Below are 17,312 nucleotides of genomic sequence, written 5' to 3'. Positions count from 1 at the left end.
AGTCATTTAAATAAATGTCTAGGACTATTTTTGTTGTACTCCTTATAAGCCTCCAAACTATCTATATCACTTTCATTTTTTAAATCTCTTAATATTGAATTATTATTAGTCTTATCTATTCTAAAATGCACATTACTTCCTGCTTGATATGTTCTATATTCTTGCTCACTTACACTTAGCATTTTTATATCATCATCAGTTATTTTAACAGTTAAGTTGTAATCATCAGGGAAAATTAAATGATTATCCTTTTTTGCCTCTTTAACTTGTCCTTTAATTACTTCAGTTTCATTTTGAAACGCTTTATAATCTTTTAATTCTTCTTCCTTTATTTTATTGTCATCAGTAACTTTTTCTATTCTATCAACCATAGTTGGAATAGCAACGGACATTACAACCAATACCCAAAAGGCTATTAAAATATACTTTCCCATATTAGAACGCCTCACCTTCTATTTTGAATGTGTACCATCTTTATAATTAATTTCAACGCCTTTTTGCTTGTTAGCAATCCAAACGTTTAAGTTTATAGTTTGGCCATCATCATTAATTGAGTATGCTCTAACATGTGAGCCTCTAGGTACTAACTCACTACCATTATAAACAGGTGTGATTTCGTAAAATACTTTAGCATTAGGATTATCATATATAGCATTTCTGATTTGTGTTTCAGGATAACCCATGCCTCCACCTTCAGAATCTTTATTGCTTCCTACGTTTTGAGCTCTTGTCCCTAAAGTTAAATTGTGAGTTTCCATGTCGCCACCTAATGACCAGGCTAATGAATGAGATTTATTATATAAATAACCTCTGTAACCTTCTAACTGCGTAATTTTATTATTAGAGTTTTCGCCTTTCCACGTTTGCTTTACTGGATCATACACACCATCTTGATATTCACCTGCTACATGTACGCCATAATCAAATGACGGCCTTTTTTGTGCCTTTGATGAATGACTTTCTACAGCATCATGTGTCACTAAAGCCGTAACTTTTCCTGCTCTACCTAATTTATCTAAATCAGGATAATCAGCCCAAAACTCATTGTTTCCTTTTTGTGAAATTAATTGCTGATCTTGTTCTGTTAATGATGTTTTATTGCCATTTATAAACGCATAATTTTCGCTATTAGTTTTTGCGTTAATTAAATTTTTATCTTCTTTACTATTTTCTATTGTTGGCGTATTTTTGTTTGAAAATTCATTTTTTACGCCTTCCATTACGTCACTAGATTTTTGTTTTAGTTCCTGCTCAGCTTCATTTTTCAAGCTATCTACTAAATCACAACCAGTTAGCACTACAAACGCTAATAAGGCCACTGACAAGCTTTTAAATAACTTCATGATGTTTTACCTCTCTATTTTTATTTTTGTTGCTTAAATTGCTCAGGAAGCCAAAAATAAGTATTTCCTCTTTTAGTTTCATTTACATACATCGGTTTAGGTACTTTACTGTAATCTTGATTATCTAAAGCCCATCTTAAACCCATTCTTGACATACCTAATATTTCACCGACTTTTTGTAAGTTATATAATTCAATCGGTGCTTGATCCTCTAAATTAGAAATATCATTACTTTTTAAGTCTCCAACTGTGTATACTTCGCCTGATTCCTTAACATATTTCCCTATCTGCGTATTTACGGCCACATTATAACCTCCTTGCTGTGTGAATACAGTATCTTGATGATTTAATACGTTCTTGATTTCTTCAAATTTCATAATGTTTCCTCCTGCTTTCTATGTTATAATTACATTACCTTTTTTAGTGTTAACGGTTTTGTTACAGTTAACGCTACTGAGCAATCACTTTGTGATTGCTCTTTTTTTGTAATCATAACCCTAAAGCATAGCCACATCATCAAATAATTGCATCACTTTTTTTAAATTCTTCATTATTTTTAACTATTCTTTCGCCTTCTTCTACGCTGTAATTGACGTTTAGCAAACCTACTTCTTCGCCATTTTCAAATAAAATCAGCTCTGTTTCTCCCCAAAAGTTAAGTTGGTATACAAATTGATATTTATTACCATGTGCTTTGAATGCTTTCATAGTCATAAATTAGCCTCCTATTCTTCCTCATATTGACGTTGGGTTTCACGAGCAAGCACAAATTGCTTTTCGATTTCTTCAACACTTAATTGCCTTAATTTATCTTCGTCATACGCTATAGGATTTATAAAAAGTAACCATTGAATTATAACTTCTATATTTTTATCATACATATTGACCAATCCTAAAATCCGTATCACTCAACAATTGTTCTTTATATGATTTACATAGAAACATTATCAGTTCAGTGACTTTTTCAAAAATAATAATCTCAGATTTACGATATTTCTTACATGTTGTTTCTTTTACAATCGTTAAATCATATAGCTTTAAATCAACAGATATAGATTGAACCATATCATCTACAACTAAAATACCTGATGCAAGATTAACTATCGAATCCTCTTTAATGTTGTTAGTTGGCTTTTTAGTGTTTCGAAATTCATAAGCGTTAATTGCATTTAAAATACCTTCAAGATCTTTTTCATTATGATAAATTAACATTTATAAAACCTCCTATTTTAAATCGAATCTAATATTTAAAAATGTTATAATGGAGGTGGAATATTGCGAGTATTCCACCATTTTATTTTTTCATTGTTAGGCGTACACTTCATCAAGAAGTGTGTCGTCTTTTTTTATTCTTTTAGCAATTGAAATTAAAGGTTCTTCGTTAGCATCTGCAATCAATAAATCTAATAATCCTATAAAATAACCATCTTTATATACGCTTATACCTTCATCACCCCAACATGTCTCACACAGTTTTAAAACAAATTCTGAACCATATGCATTAAACTTCACACTTTTTAATTGTATTGCTCCAACCATTTTAACCACTCCTTTAATTTAATTAGGAGGTGGAACATTGCGAGTATTCCACCACTTTATTTTTCCATTGTTTATTAGCTGTATTGCAATCTGTACAAATAAGATTCATCTTGCTTAATTTTTCGTTTGGCTACGTTAAGTAAATTTCCTTCAGGCGCTAAATCTTTCTGTTCAATCTCTCCAATATAGGCACCATCTTTAAAAACATAAACTACATTGTCATGTTCCTTTTTCATTAACAAAACCCTGTTAATGAGTGTTGTAAATTCGCTACACTGCACTTTTTCATCTTTCATTATTTATCACTCCTCTTTTAATTTTTAGGTTGTCTGTCTTGCTGTTAAATATAATATATCACCTAACAACCAAAATGTAAAATATTTATAACCAATTTGTTTATAAAATATAAAAAAAGATAGCATGAACACATGCTACCTTAAGAGTTAGTAGGGTCTAAAGCGAATCTTTCAAATTTGCTTACAAACCATTTATTTTTTGTACGCTCTAATGTTACCTTACCAGAACCTTGTTTTTTAACCTCTTTATTACCATCTTCAATATCTGTTTGTTTTTCTTCAAATTCAACAAATACGGTATACTTATCATTTTCAGGCTTGAACTCGTCCATATACACATTTATATTTTCTACTTCTGAATCACCGTACAAATTATATCTAGCTTCAGATTTACCACCAAATAATGACTTAAAATATTTTTCAGTGATTAATGGCTTCATATCATCTTTTTTATCAGTAAAATTTGTCTTAGGTTTTTGCTCTAATAAGAGGCGTACAAACTTTTCAGTTGTTTCTCGTATTTGTCTTTCTTCTTTATCCATTGATTCTTTACTCTGTCTGTTGATTAAATTCTCTTTATCTGCAAGATCAGCTTTAAGATCATCAATAGTCTTACCTTTTTTTCTATTTTCCTGTTCAAATTCTTCTGCTGTTTTATCATATTTTATATTAGATTGATATTGCCCATATACATTAACGCCTAAATAAGCAACAAATATAACAACTAATATAAATATTAATATTTTCGTTAATTTACTCACTGAAACACCTCCTAATAAATAAAGCTATAACCATCAGTCATTTTTACAGTTCTTTGATCCACTTTATAAGGTCCTCCGTTTGCGTTCATTTCAGTAACTACAAACTCATTATCACTTTTAACATCTATTACAATACCAACATGACCCGTTACAGTTGAGTGGCCTCCTGCGCCTTGCTCAGCTATCCAGGCAGCGCCTTTTTTCGGCTTAGTACCTACTTTGTAACCTTCTGCTTTAGCACGTTCATTCCATTTATGCGCATCGTGCCAAAATGTTGATATAGGTTTACCCATTTTTTGACGTATACCATATGCATACCATGTACATTGACCGGCTGTATAAAGATTATTTTTACCTGGATCAGAATTTGACCAACCAGGTATTTTACCTTTGTAGTCTTTGCCGTTATCTTTAAATTTCCCACCGTCAGATTTACATTTAGCTTTTGAAGCTTTTCCATCATTAAGGTTTTTAATTAATTTGTTAATAGTTGGCTTCCAATTACTATTTGAATCTTGGGGATCGTTATCTGCACCAATAGGAGCATATTTCTTTTGTATTTTGTCTACAGTTGTTAAACCTTTACTAAAATACAAATCATATAGATTTTTAGCTGCTGCATCTATACCTTCTTCTATACTATCAAATTTAAATAAATCGCCTGATCCCATCATACCTGCAACATTATTATGTGTTTTTACAGCTTCCGATTTTCCATAACCTGTTTCATGTATAATAATGGCCATAAATATTTGAGGGTCAATTTTGTGCTTTTTAGCACTTTTAATAATGTAATCACCTTTACCTTCAAGGCCTCCACCTTTAGCGTTTTGTTCAAATACTGTATCTATCTTACTTTTTGATACTGAACCACCTTCACAATATGCTGACCCTTTGCTTCCTTCTTCTTCTTTTGTACTTTCAAACACGCCTACACCAAACATTGAAAATATTATAAATATAATGATAAAAACCATTAAAAGAGAGACAACACCGAAAATCATTAATCCACCTACTGTAAATAATCCTTTTTTGTTAGATTTCATGTTAGCCCCTCCTCCAATAAGTTGTTTCTAATCTTCATCTTGTGAATCACTCTGTGAATTATTATCATCTGAGTTATATTCATGATCATTAGATCGTTCTATTGTTTTAGAATCATCTGTTATTTTTTCTGAATCTTCATCAATTTCTATTCCTCTTTCGTCCCTATCTTCCCAGTTTGTGCCTGCTTGTTTTCTAGCAAATTTTCTTACTGGATCGTTTGCAAATTTTTCGTTAAGGTCACCCTCTGCATTTTTGAGCATTTGGCCATCCATACCAGTTGTTTGTTTGATCATAGCATTTGAAATATCGTTCCCTATCATGTCTTTTTTGTCCTTAAGACTTAGATTTTCTGTATCATTATCATCATTTGATACATAATCACTTAGTTTTGCCATTCCTGCCATTCCTGCCGTACTGCTAGATTCACCTATAGAATCATTTGTGCTCAGACCCTCTGCGTCTCTACTTCCTCCTGCTTGGCTCGTTGCACTTGCTATTTGCTCTGTTGTACTATCTGAATCTTTAGACGCATAACTTCCAATATCACGAAGTTTAAATTCGCTTGAATCTTCTTGATTATCATCATAATCATTTAAACTTTCATTCGTTCTCTCATTATTCCTGCCTGTATAGTCATTCATACTTTCTAGCTGACCATTGCTTGAATCTTCTTTATCGTCAAAATCATTACCACTATCATTAGAAGTATTTGAACCTGCTACAGCTGTTAATGATTGTGGATTTCTTGAATCTGATCCTGCATTTAATGATGAATCATTACCGTTGCTTGAATCAGCAAAATCATTAATGTGATACATTTGAGGTCTTGCCTCTCCACCTGAACTATCTGATCCATATTCAGACATGGTATTATCATCTGCTTTCGCTAAATAGTTGCCCAGTTGACTAGCTCCTATAGCTCCTGCTGTACTAGCAACCATTGAAGCGCCTGGCATTTTAGATGCCACGCCCCCAAATGTTTGAGGTACAAAATTATTCGATTGAATTAAATTATTTAATAATCTACCTTCTTTAGTTACTACAAATATAGACATTACTTTATTTCTAATTAAGAATAATGTAATAAATACAGCAAAAATCAATACCATTTGAAGGCCATAACCAACTATGCCGTCCATTACTTCAATTTGTGAAATAAGGCCTATAATTACACCTAACACCATGATTAATAGAGATAACCCTAATTTGTATACAAATGGCGTTAATAGTTTTTGTATGAACTTTTGAGCTACTAAAAATTGTCCTGGTAAGCAAGCCCACATCAAAGCAAATGGAGCAACAAAAGCCCATAATATGAGTATTATTTGTAATATCAAGAAAAACATTGAAATGATTAATACAGCAACGCCTAAAATACTTCCACATATGACAGATATAAACCCATATAATATTTGCGTGGCAACACTATCAGGGTGAACCATATCATTACCATTTTTATATTCTTCTTTCAGCAATTTTTTTCGTTTTTCTTTGTCATTTTCAGTCATCAATGATTTAACACGATCTTGTGATACTACAGAATTATCATCAGTACCAAACATCATGTTTACATATGGTGAATAAACCATAGCCTTATGAAGTACATCTTCAGTGGTTTCAATATCACTATCACCTTGAACCCCTGCACCGAATGTAACTATTTCATTCATAGCTGTATTTGTTATATTATTAACTCCTTTTAAATATGTCCCCATATTAGAAATTAATAACATGGCTAATGTCATACAAATAATAGGTGTTAATAATCCTTTCAGTGCCTCAACTGGCTGTCGTTTTAAAAATGCTGTATAGATTACACTGAATAGAACGAATACAGTAATCAAGCCTATAAACTGCCCAAACAATCCCGTTCCGTTGATACCTGAATTATCTATACCTGCAACATCTTGAATATTTCCTTCGACACCATCAATAAGCCAATTTAAAATTTCGGCATCGTTAGCAAAGTGAAAGAAATTAAGTGTCAAATCTGTCATGAAAACAGTCCATGACATTAAACCATTTGACACTTTAGACATTACAAACAACCCTTGATCTTTAATTGCGTTGCCTGTATCGTCTTTAACATCACCTAATGTATTAGGAACAAAATTAATAGCACTACCTACAGCACCTGCTATTTTATCTTTTATCCCTTTTTCCTTAGCCTCTTTTTCCTCTTCTTTTTTCTTTTCTTCTATATTTTTAATATCTTTATAATTCAATGTTTCTACTGCGTAATTAGGGTTTTCATCTTTATATACACCCATTTTCTGTTTTTCAACTTTCAAACCATTATTATTAGGTTTTTCATCATCTACAGCTAAAGCTTTATTATTATTATTGACTGAGCAAACAAATAACAAAGCTACAACCAATATTAACTTTATCGCTTTATTCATCTACTCACTCCCCGAATAGGTCTGAATATTTACCTTTAAGTTCATATACGTTATTTTTATCTTCAAATTTTTTCTGAACTTTTGAAGTTTCAAACCATTCATACATTTGAGTAACTTTATACTCTCCATCTACTTTATCTACAACAAATTTAACTAATGTTAAATCAGAATCATCAATTCCTGGAAAATCAGTAACATCAGTAATCTGTTCATCGTCATTATCATGAGTAGCAATATATGAAACCCTATCACCATCATACTGAGCTAGAATAGTTTTATATTCTCCATCAGGTTCAAAAGACGTTTCGCTTTCTTCTAATGTCTTACGATTACAAGAACCTTCAGATTCACTGATTCCATGCTTTTCGCATACTGTTTGAACTGCCCCATCATCTAAATCTTTCGCCAAATTACTTGTATCTAGTTCTAAAATATTAGATAAGGTTCTTTGTGCTACTTCATCAGCTTTTTTATTTTTTGTCGCTTCCAATAACTCATTACCATCATTTTTTTTAGTTTTGTCATCAGCATTACATGCTGACAACAAAACTGCTAAAGCTATAATTAGTAAAAAACTTAATTTCTTCATCTTGCACCTGCCTTACTGAGTTCACGCTCAAAGTCTCTTTCTTCTTCACTTGATGTATCAGTTTGGAAGGCGTTAAATAACTCTTGGAATATTAAATCAACTACTAATTGGTCTGTTCGACCGTTTATATCTTGGAATAAACATGTGCCTTGTGGTAATGATTTTAATTTCGCGATATTTTCATCAGTAATTTCTAGGTTTAATGTTTGTAACATTGTTTTAGCTTCTTCTGTTGTTTGCTGTCTAAAGCTAAATTTCATACTCATATTAGGTGCATCACGACCATGATCGGTAGCATTTTGAGAACCTTTTAAAAGAGACATATTATAATAACGCCCTTGTCTTACAACATCATCTAACATTTGCGAACCACTCGCGTTAGCTTCAAGTGCTGAAGTTTCATCAAATAGCGCAAATTTATGACGTTTTATTTTTTCTCCAAAATCTGTAATCATGAATTTTTTCAAGAAACCACCTAATGAAAGCATAATCGCTGTTGCAATATGTTCATCTTGTGTATATTCTTTCGGTGATTTTTCTTTTTTAGGTAAGTTCATATTTTCTAGCATTAGTACCTGAACTGGTTTATCAAAGCTTAGTGATTCTGTATGTTGTCCTTTTTTAGCAATTAACAGTGATGTAAAATCTTTTGTCTGTAATTGTATAAATGCCTCGTATAACTCTGTTAAAGCATTATGTTTTTCGGGTATCATACTACCTGATTCATCTGCTTGTTCTTTCATATGGCCAATAAATTCAATTGCATATTCCATACAACGATCATCAAAGGTAGATGCGTGCATGATAGCCTCAGATAAAATATTTGATTTGTGCGTTCCGTATTCTGCTTTTAATAGATATTCAAATATATTTGATGCTGAATCTATTGCTTCGCCTCTATCTTCATTTACTTTAAATGGATCAAGAGAACCGTCATCTTTTCTTGATTTTCCTAAAGTCCAAACTCTAATGTTTTCTTTTGGTATATATGGCAAGCCATTTTCCCAATTTTTACGGTCACCTTTAGGGTCAAGCACAAACACAAATGAACCTGTAAGAGCGCCCCACCAGCTTAAATAGTTCATAAGTACAGATTTACCAAATCCCGTTTGACCTGCAACCATTGTTCCTAAACCAATGTTTTTATTTACTCCATTATCAAAGCCTTTCGCTGATAACTCAGGGAAAATATAAACAATTTTACCGTCTGTAGTTCTTCCAATTGGAAAACCTTTATCATCACCTAAAGAGTTAGTAGCTCCAAACATGGCACTTGCAAAGAAACCAGGTTCAGCATCATGTTGATAGTCTTGTAAATATTGTTTGCCTCCTGGCATTTGTTCCATGAACAGTGCAGGTTGTTCACCTAAAGGCGCTACAGCTTCAATTTGGAATTTTCTTAACTCAGTCTCTAGTTGTTCTGTACGTGCGTTTAAAGTATCAATATCTTTTGCATTAATTTTGAAAACTACACTAAATTGATATGATGGTAAGCCGTTAGTTTCTAACATTTCCTTAACACTAACTAATTTACCTTCATTAGTTTGAACTCGTCTATCAATTTTTTGACCTGCTTTTATTGCCTCTGCTTGTTCTGCGCTAATTTCTAACTCTACATTACTTAATTCTTTTACAGTTTTTTCATTAGGTTTGTAATGTGTTCTCATAGACATTGTAAATGGGAAGTTCACACGTTTTTGCAACTTATAAATCCATTCTTTATTAGGAAATCTTGTTTTATCTTCAAACTTTGATGCTACTATACAACGTGCATACATTGTTTCTGTCTTACTACTGATACGTTTTTTGATAACTAAAGTGTTTTCATCATATTCACGTATTAAACCACTTTGTAGCGATTGATATTTTTCTCTATTAGGCTTATACGCTTTTAATTGTTGGCCTTCATGATCTACTGTTATTTCTTCAGCATACGGCAAATCGTCTCTAAACAGTATTTCCCTTGCTGTAGGTGTTGCTGAATAATTTGATTCAACCATATACGCAACTTCAAAGTCTTTCATTGCTGATACGGGTCTGTTTTGGTTTTGTAAGTTGTTGGCTGTTTTTCCTGCTGAAAACACTTTACTTAAACTACGTTCAATTGATCTTGATTGTTGTTTGTATGCCTGTACAGTTTCGTCTAAAATATTGCCGTCAAAACCTACTGCATAATCTACGCCTGAACTTAAACCCTTTAAAAATGTTCTAAAGTTACTAATTGCTTGATTACCTTTGTTACCTTTTTTGAACTTATTTTTCTGAGGGTTTAACTGCACACCTAGTATAAGTTGATATGTTCGACTTTCTTTAGTCTTGCTTTTTTGTTTGAAAACTTTTTTATAAGCGCTTAACATTTGAACGCCATTTTCAAATAAATCATATTTTTGGCTAGCCTTTTTAAACTCTAACCTCTTGATATGTTCATCTATAATCGCTGATGCGTCTGATTGATTCGGAATTGCAAGAAATTGTAGGTCTAAAACTTGTTTAGATAGATAATCCATTTGATTATAAAAAGCTGTCATTTTAGTTGTATAACTTTCTAAATCATATGAAAAACCTGCAACACGAAAGAATGCCCAAACCTCGCCACTATAAGTAAATAGAAGGTTATCATCAACATGTTTAAACGGAAATTTAGTTAATTCTGATGTGACGTGTCTCATAAGTATTACCCCCGTATTTTTTTCTATAAGTCGTCGTTTTTCATTTCATTTAATTTGATTATTTCGCCTTTATGATAAGCTTCATTTTGCTTTTTACGCCTTAAATATTTTACATATGATTTGAAATATTTATAAAACGCCCTATCTTCTTCTTTAAACTCTGCAAGTAGGTAAGCAACTAAAGCAGGTATTAAACCGTAATAAACAAATATCGGAATCCATGAAACAAATATATTTAAAAATGGTATTAATCTTAAAATGAATAATGCTACTAATGTACCTATGAATATTGCAAAAACTTTAGCTTTTATAGGTTGGGGAAATGACATTTCCCCAATTCTATAAAGCTTTCTAGTGAATTTTTTGAAATTTGATAAGTAATAACTTTCTACATACATGCTTTCATTGTCTTTTTGGTTATCAGCCATTTAATCACCCCACTATTAGAAGCCTAAAAGTCCTCTTAGTCCTTGAGCTAATGATTGCATTGCTTCTGGTGCATAGATGAAGATACCAATAACAGCACCAACAATAATAAACGTAAACCCTAAACCTAGTGACCTTTTCCAAATTGCAAAAATCATCGCTACTATAAATAAAATTACAAATGCACTTTCTGCTTGTTCTAAAAACCAGTCTTTTAATCCTTCAATACTTGGCATTTAAACCACTCCTTTTATTTTGATTCTCCAAATTGAGTAACAATATATCTATCATCTTTCTTAGTTAGTTCTATATGGTATCTTGATGTGTAAACAGTACCTACATCATCTTTGAATTTCACATCAGTAACAGCAACAAGATTGTTACTATTATCTTTTTCGTTAAAGATGTTAATATCTCCAATTTCAACAAATTTCAAATTACCTTCCATCGTATTAACGTTAACTTTGTTATCTAACATGTAAGCAATTTTATCTTTAGATTCATTGGCATATACTTCAAAGAATGTATTTAAGAATTTCTTAACATCTGTTTTTTGCCCTGTTGCTGGCACTAAATTGCTATCATTATCTTTGTAGCTTACTGCATCTTTTTCATTCACTTTTGTAAATTGTGGGTATTCATAGACAGCATAGGAACCATTTTTATAAATGACTGGTACAGTTAAGTATTTAGAGGTTTCACTATCTTTCGGAACTTTCACATCTTCCTTAACTTTTTTCTTCTTCTTACCGTCTTTAACTTCTTTTTCTTTCTGTTCTGTTTTATACTCTGTTTGCTTCACATTGACTTTCAATGTGATATAACTTCGATCTTTACCTGATTCTTCAATTCCTTTCAAATCAACGCTTTTTACACTTGATTCAACTTCCTTATCATTCGGCAATTCTATGCCTGAACCGTCCTCCATTTCCTTAATAAAATATGGGCTTAACGTTGCTGTTCGTTCTTCACGATCTTGTTCTGACTTATACGTTAAGTATTTTTCTGCAAATTCTTTTGAAAATTCAACAGCAGGTTGCATAGTAGCATGATTTTGTGGCTCAGCCTTCACCTTCTGTTGATTCTGCTTATCACCTCCCCCAATTAATGCAACAAGCATTAACAAACACATTAAAAGCATAAAACCAAAAGCACTCCAAAATGCTATAATTCCTGCTTTCCTATATTTGTATTGGGGTGGCATTTCACTTGCTTTTTGTTTTTTCCTGGCTTTCTCGGCCTTCTTTTCAGAACCGTTTTGATCCCATTTATATTTAATGGTTTTTAAAATGTTTCTCAAAGCCTTAAACTTCATTACTTACGCCCTCCTTTATCTCGCTTTCCCAATGATTAACAGTATTACTAAAACAACACCTGCGATAATAAGTATTTGGTTACCTACTGTATTTTGTAATAAGTGAAATAAATCTATTGCACCGTTTTTAATCATTTCTAAAATTGAATAGATAAAAGATGTGTCAAAACCTAACAACTTTACAACGACCATCAGAAATATCAAACTTCCAATAGCGCTCAATATCCTTCCCATTTTCAATCACGCCCCTTTATAAGTGATCATCTAAATTAAATCTGTCACTGGAATTTTCTTGATCAAGCGCAAAGTAATTTTTTTGATATGGGTTCTGCTCTATAAATTCAAGATTAGTTAATAATGTTGGAAAATCTATACCTGGTTTATCTTTTGTAGGTTCTTCGCCCTGTTTTGGCTTTTGTCTCAATAATAGATTTTTTGTATATCTTTCAATATCTGAATCTGAAGCTACATATAATAAAATCCAATCATTAACTTCTGAATACATTGATAATTGATCTATATAATTATTTCTTATTTCTTCATCGTGAAAAAAGTCCTTGTATTTGGCCATCTTCTCTTTAATGACTGACCGTTTTGTTTTTGTTTTTTCAGTTTCTAGCAAAATACCTATATTTTCTTCTTCGCTATCTTCAAAACCAACTACAAACATTGCATCAGGCCGTATAGATTGATTTTTACTAGCACCATATTCAAAGTATGCTGAACGTTCATTCATAAACTCTTTTAACATCATGCCGATATTCTCACCTGAACTTTTGAAAGCTAAAACTGTTCTAGCAACTTCTAATGTATGCAAATAAGTAACTGGCAATTTTCTAATAGTTCTATAATTGGTTACGCCTAACACTTCTTTTACAACTGTTGAACCTTTATCAGTTAATGAATATACTTTTTTAGGTCTATAGTGATTACTGAATAGCGATTTAAAATCTTGTATATAGCCACTATCTTTTAGATTAGTTAACTTTCTGCCAATGTTTGATACTGATTGATAAACATATTTTTGAATTAAATCCCTATCTAAAAAAGTATATTCATCTAACATAGATAAAAATTTAATATCTTCATCTGATAAACTAATTTGTGCCATTCAATGACACCCCCTATCTTAAATTTGAAATAGACATTCCAGGAGCAATTATTGTAAGTCTGAAATTTTTCTTCTACGTTGTGATTTTGTATTAGTAGAGGATTCATCAACGTGTGTTGTTTGCTCTTTTTGTTTGGAATTTTCTTGTTGTTTAGATTCATCTTGCTGTGACTTTGATGTATTATCTTGTTCGGTTGATTCTGCTATTTCAACATTTTCAATAGTGTTTACTTTCTCTTTCGGCACTGTAGGGGGTTCATCAACAAATTCACACAAGGAATATAGCCCTTGTCTATTAATACTCACTTTTTGATATGAATTTTTTGATATTTTTTCATTTGTCCCTTTGCCTTTATCTGAATCAACATTTTCATTCGGCGATTCTTCGCCCTCCAATGATTCCATTAAAGTTAATGATACATCTTCTTTTTCTTCTACTTCTTTTTCATCAGTAGGTATATCTTCAACCTGTGGCTCTGAAATAGCTTTTGATTGTTCTAAAGCTTGGCTTTTTTCTTCATCAGTTGCTTGTTCTTGTCTATAAAACAATTTCACTTGGCCTGGCAGTATTTCTGCATTTCTTATTAACTCTAATTCTTTTAATTCTTCTTTTAATATCTCTTTTGCTCCATCACTCATAGGTTGTATATCAGTAACATTCAAATGACTTAGATCATCACTGGGATTCATACGTTTAATAATTTCTAAATCAACTTCGCTTTTATGCTTGATTCCTGGTTTGAATTTCCTTCTCATATGAGCAATCAATAATGAAGTATCTAATGCTTTTTCTTCTTCTTTTGATTCATGACCAACCACTTGGCCATTCATACCATATTTAACTGGTGGGTCAATTTTAACTTTCATAGTATAGCGTTCTGTCTCACCTTTTACAGTGTCTTTAAGCGCTATATAACCTTCTCTCAATTTAGGATTTAACCTCGTTAAATCCTTTGGTTCAATTTGTACTCGTTTATCACTCAAAAAACCTGATACTTCTTTAGCTTCACTAGCACCCTGAAGGCAAGAAATAAAATTATCTTGTACATCTTGCATACTTCTTTTAAGTTCTGTATCTAGTTGACTGAACATTTGAGCTCCTACTAAACCTGCTAAATTAAATTTTCTAGTTTCTGCAATGATTTTTGACAAATACGGCATTTTACCTAAAACCTTTGTTTCATCGAAACCTAAAATGTGCAAACGTGAATTTCTAGGTCTCCCTATTGATGCTTTATAAAACCTATATGAAAGATAACCACCAATAATACGCATTTCTGACTGACTTAAGCCTGTCATGTCTAATAAATTAATGTGACCCTCGTCCAAAATAGTTCTGAAATTAAATTCTGCATAATCTTGGCCAAACATACGCTTTAATACTGGCGAACTCGTAAATACTTCTAATCTATTCATTAATGCTGTTTCAGATGTTTTTAAATTTTCTTCAGCATCTGTTGCCCAATACTCTACAATTTCGTAATTAGCTGGATTATTTTTAATCCTTCCAATAATTTTATTTCGATACGTTGTATTTTTAACTAACAATTTTACATCTAGTATTGTATGTGCTTCATCATCTGCTAATAATGTTTCAATGCATTTCGCAAGTAATCGTTTAGCAACTGGAGCCTCTGATGGCATAGCCGATTCAATAATATCTGATATAGCTTCAGCAATTGAACTTAGCGAAGTATCACTATTAATACCAACATCTTTATCAAGTAAATTCATAGCCAATGGGAAATCTGAATCTTTTAAATTCAAGTAATTTATTTTATCCCAATCAACGTCCCCACCTTCGTTATAATATTTTAATAATCTATTATATAAAGTTAGGGCTGTATCTTGACCTGGATCTAAAAACGTTAAACCTACTGCTTTATCTTTGTTATTTTCATCAAAATGACCTTTAAGCAAGCCATCAAGAATAGCAACGATAAAAGAAGATTTACCCGATCCAGTTTTACCAGTTATGGCCACATGATCTTTCAATGCTTCCAAATTTACTTTAATCATACGTTTAGCACCGTTAGCTAATTTAACAAAACCTACTTTGATGCCATTCTTATTATCAAACAATCCGTTATCTAACAAATCAATGGTTTTATCATGCATATCAGTTTTATCTCTCAATTTTTCTATAAGCCCGCTATCATCTGAATGATCATCTGAATAATTTGGTAGATGTATAATGTTAGAAATTTCAGAACCCGTTAAGAATAAAACACCCCCATCTAACATGGTTAAAGTAGGGCGTATTGTAGGGTATTTAGTTACTCCACCTTTATACTTTCTATAATATAAAGACGCGTCATCTTCTAAAGCTGTAGCAATAGCATTAGATGTAGACTTTAAACCTTGATATCCATTTTCTGATTTAGTTGCTAAAGATATTAAAGAATTGAAACCAACTTCAGAACCATGCATTCTATGTTGTAAGTTTCGTAATTCAAATTTTTGTCGACCTGTTCTATCTTTAGTTTTGGTTTCTTTTATATCTTCTTCAGAACCTCTGATTTTTCTTAAAGCTCGTTTTTTCTCACTACGTTTAAAATCAATTTTTAAAAATGAATCATTAGGTAAAGCTGTAATTACACTAGGTAAATGATCATGTTTGAATCTTTTGAAAGATAACATACGTTTTTTTGCTTTTCTTGTTACATTCATTCTACCACCAACATACTTTTTCTTATCTTTCTTATTAGTTGGAAATGGAATACTAATCTCACCTACGTATTCTAACTTTGCATTTAGATATGATTTTCTTAATGCACTTTGCATTTCTATCATTAAACTTTTATCAATAGCAAAATAATAATAGATATTTCCGTTTGCATCTTTTCTAATCATAAATGATTTCCAGTCGTTTCCTAAAATCCATCTTGTTAATCTTTTCAAACGAACTTTATTTATTTCAGCCAACATAAATTTAATTTTATCTGAGTTTGTTTCATCAGATAAATGTGGCATATATCTACACCAAATCATTCTCTTTTTCTTCATAATATGTCTAAATAAAATAAACAATAAATATAAAATCAGTAGAACAATTATATAATTTAATATGTTCTCCCCTTCTATGAAGTCAAAGAATAATTTCAGCTTTTCAGATAAATAATTGCGTAAGAAATAGAGAGAGATAACAATAGCTAGTATGACAATGAAAGGCCAGTTGTGTTTAATGAACAGATCAGTGTCAGAAGTTTTGTTAGTAGCCATTGTATGACCTCCTTGAAATATTAAGTTGTAAAGGTACGGCGCGCCCCCGGTCTGGAGAGACTTAATAAAAACTCGCCCTAGCAGATATATCATAATAATTAGTAATGTATTTAATTATGATATATTGTAGGGGAGTTCCAATCATATTAACTATGATAGTGTAATAGTAACACAAATGTCGGATAAAAGCAACAAAAATCTGTGTATAAAAGGTACTAAATTATGTATTTTACTGACATATAAGACGAATAAAATATGACTTTATCCAAGTAATATATATATCATATATATGTCATAATATATACTCTATATATGTATCTAAATATAGTATATATAAAGCTGATATATACTCGAATATAGATACCATATATATTTATAAATACTTTACCTTTGGAAACAAATAACTTATTATAAAATGTGGGATAGACATTCCAGGAGCTTATGATTGTAGAGGATCATAAGCTCTTTTTTTATGTATTTAGATATATATTGTCTATGTACTTGCATATGTATTTAGATATATATTGTCTATGTACTTGCATATGTATTTAGATATATATTGTCTATGTACTTGCATATGTATTTAGATATA

Annotated in this window: 19 protein-coding genes; all 19 read right to left on the bottom strand. The window is 31.5% G+C overall.

The features are described from left to right. Nucleotides 1–2: 2 nt before the first annotated feature. The gene (locus MHZ36_RS13210) at nucleotides 3–434 is read right to left on the bottom strand and encodes a hypothetical protein (protein WP_239232176.1); all 432 of its coding nucleotides are present in this window, start codon (nucleotides 432–434) and stop codon (nucleotides 3–5) included. 18 nt (nucleotides 435–452) lie between these two features. Continuing rightward, complete coding sequence (locus MHZ36_RS13205) at nucleotides 453–1,343, bottom strand: DNA/RNA non-specific endonuclease (protein WP_239232175.1); 891 nt, start codon at nucleotides 1,341–1,343, stop codon at nucleotides 453–455. Between the two features lie 20 nt (nucleotides 1,344–1,363). Continuing rightward, nucleotides 1,364–1,720, bottom strand: a complete 357-nt coding sequence (locus MHZ36_RS13200; protein WP_204171362.1) for a hypothetical protein — start codon at nucleotides 1,718–1,720, stop codon at nucleotides 1,364–1,366. A gap of 139 nt (nucleotides 1,721–1,859) precedes the next feature. Next, nucleotides 1,860–2,057, bottom strand: coding sequence for a hypothetical protein (locus MHZ36_RS13195; protein WP_239232174.1), 198 nt, complete (start codon nucleotides 2,055–2,057; stop codon nucleotides 1,860–1,862). A gap of 11 nt (nucleotides 2,058–2,068) precedes the next feature. Then, nucleotides 2,069–2,224, bottom strand: a complete 156-nt coding sequence (locus tag MHZ36_RS13190; RefSeq protein WP_239232173.1) for a hypothetical protein — start codon at nucleotides 2,222–2,224, stop codon at nucleotides 2,069–2,071. Then, a complete protein-coding gene (locus MHZ36_RS13185; RefSeq protein WP_239232172.1) occupies nucleotides 2,217–2,555 on the bottom strand; it encodes a hypothetical protein in 339 nt (112 codons plus the stop codon). Before MHZ36_RS13185 ends, MHZ36_RS13190 begins: the two co-directional genes overlap by 8 nt. 96 nt (nucleotides 2,556–2,651) lie before the next feature. Further along, a complete protein-coding gene (locus tag MHZ36_RS13180) occupies nucleotides 2,652–2,882 on the bottom strand; it encodes a hypothetical protein (protein ID WP_204171365.1) in 231 nt (76 codons plus the stop codon). Nucleotides 2,883–2,956: 74 nt separating this feature from the next. Continuing rightward, nucleotides 2,957–3,178, bottom strand: coding sequence for a hypothetical protein (locus tag MHZ36_RS13175; RefSeq protein ID WP_180535454.1), 222 nt, complete (start codon nucleotides 3,176–3,178; stop codon nucleotides 2,957–2,959). A 140-nt stretch (nucleotides 3,179–3,318) separates the two neighbouring features. Next, complete coding sequence (locus MHZ36_RS13170; RefSeq protein ID WP_204171367.1) at nucleotides 3,319–3,939, bottom strand: hypothetical protein; 621 nt, start codon at nucleotides 3,937–3,939, stop codon at nucleotides 3,319–3,321. A gap of 11 nt (nucleotides 3,940–3,950) precedes the next feature. After that, nucleotides 3,951–4,985, bottom strand: coding sequence for a CHAP domain-containing protein (locus MHZ36_RS13165; RefSeq protein ID WP_239232171.1), 1,035 nt, complete (start codon nucleotides 4,983–4,985; stop codon nucleotides 3,951–3,953). Nucleotides 4,986–5,012: 27 nt separating this feature from the next. Beyond that, nucleotides 5,013–7,388: a CD3337/EF1877 family mobilome membrane protein gene (locus MHZ36_RS13160; RefSeq protein WP_239232170.1), complete on the bottom strand. Its 2,376-nt coding sequence runs from the start codon at nucleotides 7,386–7,388 to the stop codon at nucleotides 5,013–5,015. A gap of 4 nt (nucleotides 7,389–7,392) precedes the next feature. Next, complete coding sequence (locus MHZ36_RS13155) at nucleotides 7,393–7,977, bottom strand: hypothetical protein (RefSeq protein ID WP_204174337.1); 585 nt, start codon at nucleotides 7,975–7,977, stop codon at nucleotides 7,393–7,395. Continuing rightward, nucleotides 7,974–10,646 carry an ATP-binding protein gene (locus tag MHZ36_RS13150; protein ID WP_239232169.1) on the bottom strand — a complete coding sequence of 891 codons (2,673 nt, stop codon included), beginning with the start codon at nucleotides 10,644–10,646 and terminating at the stop codon, nucleotides 7,974–7,976. Before MHZ36_RS13150 ends, MHZ36_RS13155 begins: the two co-directional genes overlap by 4 nt. A 23-nt stretch (nucleotides 10,647–10,669) precedes the next feature. Next, complete coding sequence (locus tag MHZ36_RS13145; RefSeq protein WP_239232168.1) at nucleotides 10,670–11,074, bottom strand: TcpE family conjugal transfer membrane protein; 405 nt, start codon at nucleotides 11,072–11,074, stop codon at nucleotides 10,670–10,672. Nucleotides 11,075–11,089: 15 nt separating this feature from the next. After that, nucleotides 11,090–11,308: a TcpD family membrane protein gene (locus MHZ36_RS13140; protein WP_204171373.1), complete on the bottom strand. Its 219-nt coding sequence runs from the start codon at nucleotides 11,306–11,308 to the stop codon at nucleotides 11,090–11,092. Nucleotides 11,309–11,322: 14 nt separating this feature from the next. Continuing rightward, nucleotides 11,323–12,387 carry a conjugal transfer protein gene (locus MHZ36_RS13135; protein ID WP_239232167.1) on the bottom strand — a complete coding sequence of 355 codons (1,065 nt, stop codon included), beginning with the start codon at nucleotides 12,385–12,387 and terminating at the stop codon, nucleotides 11,323–11,325. 15 nt (nucleotides 12,388–12,402) lie between these two features. Next, a complete protein-coding gene (locus tag MHZ36_RS13130; RefSeq protein ID WP_204171375.1) occupies nucleotides 12,403–12,621 on the bottom strand; it encodes a hypothetical protein in 219 nt (72 codons plus the stop codon). 16 nt (nucleotides 12,622–12,637) lie between these two features. Then, the gene (locus MHZ36_RS13125; protein ID WP_239232166.1) at nucleotides 12,638–13,498 is read right to left on the bottom strand and encodes a replication-relaxation family protein; all 861 of its coding nucleotides are present in this window, start codon (nucleotides 13,496–13,498) and stop codon (nucleotides 12,638–12,640) included. Nucleotides 13,499–13,546: 48 nt separating this feature from the next. Next, nucleotides 13,547–16,720, bottom strand: coding sequence for a helicase HerA domain-containing protein (locus tag MHZ36_RS13120; RefSeq protein ID WP_239232165.1), 3,174 nt, complete (start codon nucleotides 16,718–16,720; stop codon nucleotides 13,547–13,549). Between the last annotated feature and the right edge of the window lie 592 nt (nucleotides 16,721–17,312).

Origin of the sequence: Staphylococcus sp. ACRSN (genome assembly GCF_022346615.1) — a bacterium.
Classification (GTDB): domain Bacteria; phylum Bacillota; class Bacilli; order Staphylococcales; family Staphylococcaceae; genus Staphylococcus.
This window is presented reverse-complemented; position numbering and strand designations above follow the sequence as displayed.

Excerpts from the sequence above, each read along its gene's own strand:
- MHZ36_RS13165 (WP_239232171.1), bottom strand. The coding sequence starts at position 4,985 with ATGAAATCTAACAAAAAAGGATTATTTACAGTAGGTGGATTAATGATT.
- MHZ36_RS13140 (WP_204171373.1), bottom strand. The coding sequence starts at position 11,308 with ATGCCAAGTATTGAAGGATTAAAAGACTGGTTTTTAGAACAAGCAGAA.
- MHZ36_RS13125 (WP_239232166.1), bottom strand. The coding sequence starts at position 13,498 with ATGGCACAAATTAGTTTATCAGATGAAGATATTAAATTTTTATCTATG.
- MHZ36_RS13120 (WP_239232165.1), bottom strand. The coding sequence starts at position 16,720 with ATGGCTACTAACAAAACTTCTGACACTGATCTGTTCATTAAACACAAC.
- MHZ36_RS13155 (WP_204174337.1), bottom strand. The coding sequence starts at position 7,977 with ATGAAGAAATTAAGTTTTTTACTAATTATAGCTTTAGCAGTTTTGTTG.
- MHZ36_RS13180 (WP_204171365.1), bottom strand. The coding sequence starts at position 2,882 with ATGGTTGGAGCAATACAATTAAAAAGTGTGAAGTTTAATGCATATGGT.
- MHZ36_RS13195 (WP_239232174.1), bottom strand. The coding sequence starts at position 2,057 with ATGACTATGAAAGCATTCAAAGCACATGGTAATAAATATCAATTTGTA.
- MHZ36_RS13185 (WP_239232172.1), bottom strand. The coding sequence starts at position 2,555 with ATGTTAATTTATCATAATGAAAAAGATCTTGAAGGTATTTTAAATGCA.
- MHZ36_RS13130 (WP_204171375.1), bottom strand. The coding sequence starts at position 12,621 with ATGGGAAGGATATTGAGCGCTATTGGAAGTTTGATATTTCTGATGGTC.
- MHZ36_RS13160 (WP_239232170.1), bottom strand. The coding sequence starts at position 7,388 with ATGAATAAAGCGATAAAGTTAATATTGGTTGTAGCTTTGTTATTTGTT.
- MHZ36_RS13190 (WP_239232173.1), bottom strand. The coding sequence starts at position 2,224 with ATGTATGATAAAAATATAGAAGTTATAATTCAATGGTTACTTTTTATA.
- MHZ36_RS13135 (WP_239232167.1), bottom strand. The coding sequence starts at position 12,387 with ATGAAGTTTAAGGCTTTGAGAAACATTTTAAAAACCATTAAATATAAA.
- MHZ36_RS13200 (WP_204171362.1), bottom strand. The coding sequence starts at position 1,720 with ATGAAATTTGAAGAAATCAAGAACGTATTAAATCATCAAGATACTGTA.
- MHZ36_RS13205 (WP_239232175.1), bottom strand. The coding sequence starts at position 1,343 with ATGAAGTTATTTAAAAGCTTGTCAGTGGCCTTATTAGCGTTTGTAGTG.
- MHZ36_RS13150 (WP_239232169.1), bottom strand. The coding sequence starts at position 10,646 with ATGAGACACGTCACATCAGAATTAACTAAATTTCCGTTTAAACATGTT.
- MHZ36_RS13210 (WP_239232176.1), bottom strand. The coding sequence starts at position 434 with ATGGGAAAGTATATTTTAATAGCCTTTTGGGTATTGGTTGTAATGTCC.
- MHZ36_RS13175 (WP_180535454.1), bottom strand. The coding sequence starts at position 3,178 with ATGAAAGATGAAAAAGTGCAGTGTAGCGAATTTACAACACTCATTAAC.
- MHZ36_RS13145 (WP_239232168.1), bottom strand. The coding sequence starts at position 11,074 with ATGGCTGATAACCAAAAAGACAATGAAAGCATGTATGTAGAAAGTTAT.